This window comes from Halomonas sp. (genome assembly GCF_052095765.1).
Lineage (GTDB): Bacteria > Pseudomonadota > Gammaproteobacteria > Pseudomonadales > Halomonadaceae > Halomonas.
Genome location: NZ_JBQDJZ010000148.1, coordinates 1 through 3,237, shown reverse-complemented (window position 1 = coordinate 3,237; position 3,237 = coordinate 1). Strand labels below are relative to the sequence as shown.

The following is a 3,237-nucleotide window of genomic DNA, read 5'->3' as shown; positions in this document are numbered from 1 at the left end:
ACCAGGCCGACCCGTTTATCATCACTCATCGTTTCCGACTCTCCTCATTTCCTTTCATGCCTACCGGCACCTCCTTGTGTGGCGGCAAGACGGCTAAAGCCTTCACCCAACGCTGCGGCTACGCCACTGACGTGAGTCGACTCAAGGTGCAGATGGTGCCCGCCCGGCAACACCCGACGCTGCAGGACGGGAACCGCCGCTCGGGCACTGATCGCCCGGTCACGCTGGCCGAGAATCCCTGTCTCGCCCTCGATCAGCAGCGTGGGGCAACGAATCGCCGCCAACATAACCATCAGCTGATCCGGCGTCAGCCGCACCGGTGACGGTCGCAACAGACGTGGGTCGCTGGTCAACGTCACACCACCTTCGGGAGCTTGGCGCAGGTTGCGCTGTACCACCGGCTCAATGGTTTCGGCATCTACCGGTGTGGCACCGCCAGCCACACGTGCAGCCACGGCGCTTTGCAGACTGTTGTAGTGAGGTCGGCCGCGCCGTGGGCGACGCTGCGCTAACAGCGAGCGGCGCAGCTGGCCCGGGGCGTCCTGGGCATCTGTGGTCAGCGCCCCCAGGCCATCAATCAGACGCAGCGCAGCGAATCGCTCAGGCAGCGCCGCAGCGAGCAGGCAGGCCACACCGGCGCCCATGGAATGAGCCAGCAGCGTGACGCTATCCAGCGCCAACTCATCCATGACGTCCAGCACGTCGTGGCAATAATCCCACAGCGCATAGTCATATTCACCGGGCAACGCCCGAGACTGGCCATGGCCACAGAAATCAATGGCAATCACCCGGATGCCAAATTTCTGCACCAGCAGCGGCGCCAGGCGTGAAAAACTTGCTGCATTATCTAACCAACCATGCAGCGCCAGCCATATCGGCGCCTGCCTGTCGCCCCAGCTCAGTGCCGCCAACCGGCCATTGGCAAACTGGCAGGCCGTCGCTCCGTTATCCACACTCATGCGAGCTCACCATGTTTTGCCACTGACGCTGACCCAGGAGCTGCAACCAGGGTATCGATCATTCCAAGCAGGGCCGAACGCGCCTCCTCCGGGTACTCCATGGGAAACATATGACCGCCGGGCACCTTGTCCAGAATGATGCCACTGGCCTGGATCTTGCGACAGCGTCTGGGAGTCAGCAACTCTGATTCCTGCCCTGCTAGCAACCCCAGCGGCACCACGATGCGCTTTGGCAAGCGGCTGAGGTGATGCGGCAGGTGGCGGAATATCTCCACTTCGATATCTGGGTCATAGCTCAGCACCCGCTCACCGCCGGCCAGCGAGGTCGAGCCTCCTTCCAGGTAGTCGTCTAGCGCCTGGTCGGTAAAGCGGCGAAACAGCCCACGCGACTTCAGGTAGTCGTGCATTGCTTCGCGACTGGGCCAGTGGGCGCGACGCCCCTTGCTGCGTCCGGCCGGCGTCACCCGATCGGTCAGTTTCATGAGTTTGGCAAAACGCATAGCCTGGGCATCAAGGCCCAGCATCAGCGGCGGATCAAGCATCACTACGCAACGAAAGTGCTGGGGAGCGGCTAACGCGGCCATACCCATCAGAACGCCGCCCATGGAGTGACCGACGCCCACCACGGGCGTTTCGATATCCGCCAGGTGGGTAAGCAGTTCATCGCGCAGCGACAGCCAATTATGGCCGACGTGAAAGCTCTGGCTGTGGCCCAGCTTATCGACGGCATGAACGTCAAAGCGCGACTCAAGAGGGGCCAGAAAGCTGCGATAGCTACGGCCCGGAAAGCCGTTGGCATGGGAAAACAGCAGCGGCTCACGCGGGGCATTAGCGCAATGTGGCATGTCGGATTCTCGTTGATTCACTCAGTACTCCCTGGCGCCTGACCTGCAGGCAAGGTGGGCCCATGCTGGAGCTAGCAGGCTAACGATAATATCATGTTGCACCACGCCATTCTTTTGCCCGCCCTATGGCGCCTCATTACCCATGGAGTTCAGTGTGAACCAGCCCAAACGCTCGACCAGAACCCGCAACCGTATCTTTTTCATTACCGTAATAGCAGCTGTCATTGTCGGGCTATGGATGGCGCGAGGATGAACCTGCTCGAGGTTTTCCTCAGTACCTTAAACGTCACCCTGCCAGTATTCATGATGGTGTTCATCGGCATGCTGCTCAAGCGGCTGCGCTGGATCGATCAGGAGTTCATTGCCACTGCCTCTGCGCTGGTGTTCAAGGCGACCCTGCCCACGCTGGTGTTTCTGTCCATTATTCGGGCCGATCTTGACGCCACGCTCAACCCTGCGCTGCTGGTTTTTTTCGCCTTGGCAACGCTGGTGAGTTTCTTGCTCAGCTGGGGCTGGGCCAACTTGCGCGTGCCCAGGCCAGATCGCGGGGTCTATATCCAGGGCGCTTTCCGCGGCAACTGCGGCGTCGTCGGCCTGGCACTGGCTGCTGGCATGTATGGCGAGGCGGGTTTATCGCTTGGCGGGCTTTTACTGGGGGTGGTCATCCTGACCTATAACGCCCTCTCAGTGGTCGCCCTGGCCACTTACCAAGACGACCAGCGCACCAACTGGTACAAGTTGATGATTCAAGTGGTGACCAATCCGCTAATACTGGCGGTGGTGGTGGCCTTACCGGTCGCGGCTAGCGGCCTGACGCTACCGCTCTGGCTGGCGACATCGGGCGACTATTTCGCCTCGCTGACGCTGCCACTGGCACTGATCTGCGTGGGCGCCATCCTGTCCATGGAGTCGCTGCGCCACTCAGGAAATCGGGCACTGGGCGCGAGCCTGATGAAGATGGTCACACTGCCGGTGCTGACCACCGCCGCGGCCTGGCTGGCCGGTTTTCGCGGCATGGAGCTGGGCGTGCTGTTCGTGTTCTTTGCCAGCCCCACCGCCGCGGCCAGCTTTGTGATGGTCAAGGCCATGGGCGGCAATGCCACCCTGGCGGCCAACATCATCGCTATCAGCACCCTGATGGCCAGCCTGACCGTGACCCTTGGGGTATTTGGCCTGCGTCTGGCCGGGGTTATCTGAGATCAGCCGGCGTAATCATCTGACACAGCCTGGCGGCACCCGACGCCCACACCGCTGCCTCAAGATCAGCTATCGCAGCGGTGACAAACCCCATGCCAGTGTCCGCGCGCCCATCGACCAGACTGCCGGTTAATGCACCAACCAGCGGCATGTGGCTGACTAGCAAGAGTGGCCGGCCGGCAGGTTGCTCTAGCAGCCATTCGATGACCTTTTCAGGCGAGCCCTCTGGTGTGATA

At 61.4% G+C, this 3,237-nt stretch carries 3 protein-coding genes and 1 pseudogene; 1 reads left to right on the top strand and 3 read right to left on the bottom strand.

Features of this window, described 5'->3' with window-relative positions; all coding sequences use genetic code 11:
* Positions 1–44: 44 nt before the first annotated feature.
* Positions 45–959: an alpha/beta fold hydrolase gene (locus ACTH3D_RS12885; RefSeq protein ID WP_441667543.1), complete on the bottom strand. Its 915-nt coding sequence runs from the start codon at positions 957–959 to the stop codon at positions 45–47.
* Complete coding sequence (locus ACTH3D_RS12880) at positions 956–1,804, bottom strand: alpha/beta fold hydrolase (RefSeq protein WP_441667542.1); 849 nt, start codon at positions 1,802–1,804, stop codon at positions 956–958. Before ACTH3D_RS12880 ends, ACTH3D_RS12885 begins: the two co-directional genes overlap by 4 nt.
* Before the next feature lie 249 nt (positions 1,805–2,053).
* Between ACTH3D_RS12880 and ACTH3D_RS12875 the strand changes: the two genes are divergently transcribed.
* The gene (locus tag ACTH3D_RS12875) at positions 2,054–3,001 is read left to right on the top strand and encodes an AEC family transporter (protein ID WP_441667541.1); all 948 of its coding nucleotides are present in this window, start codon (positions 2,054–2,056) and stop codon (positions 2,999–3,001) included.
* Here the strand turns inward: ACTH3D_RS12875 and ACTH3D_RS12870 are convergent.
* Positions 2,994–3,237: pseudogene (locus tag ACTH3D_RS12870) on the bottom strand (phosphohistidine phosphatase SixA); the annotation flags it as partial. The gene ACTH3D_RS12875 and the pseudogene ACTH3D_RS12870 overlap by 8 nt on opposite strands.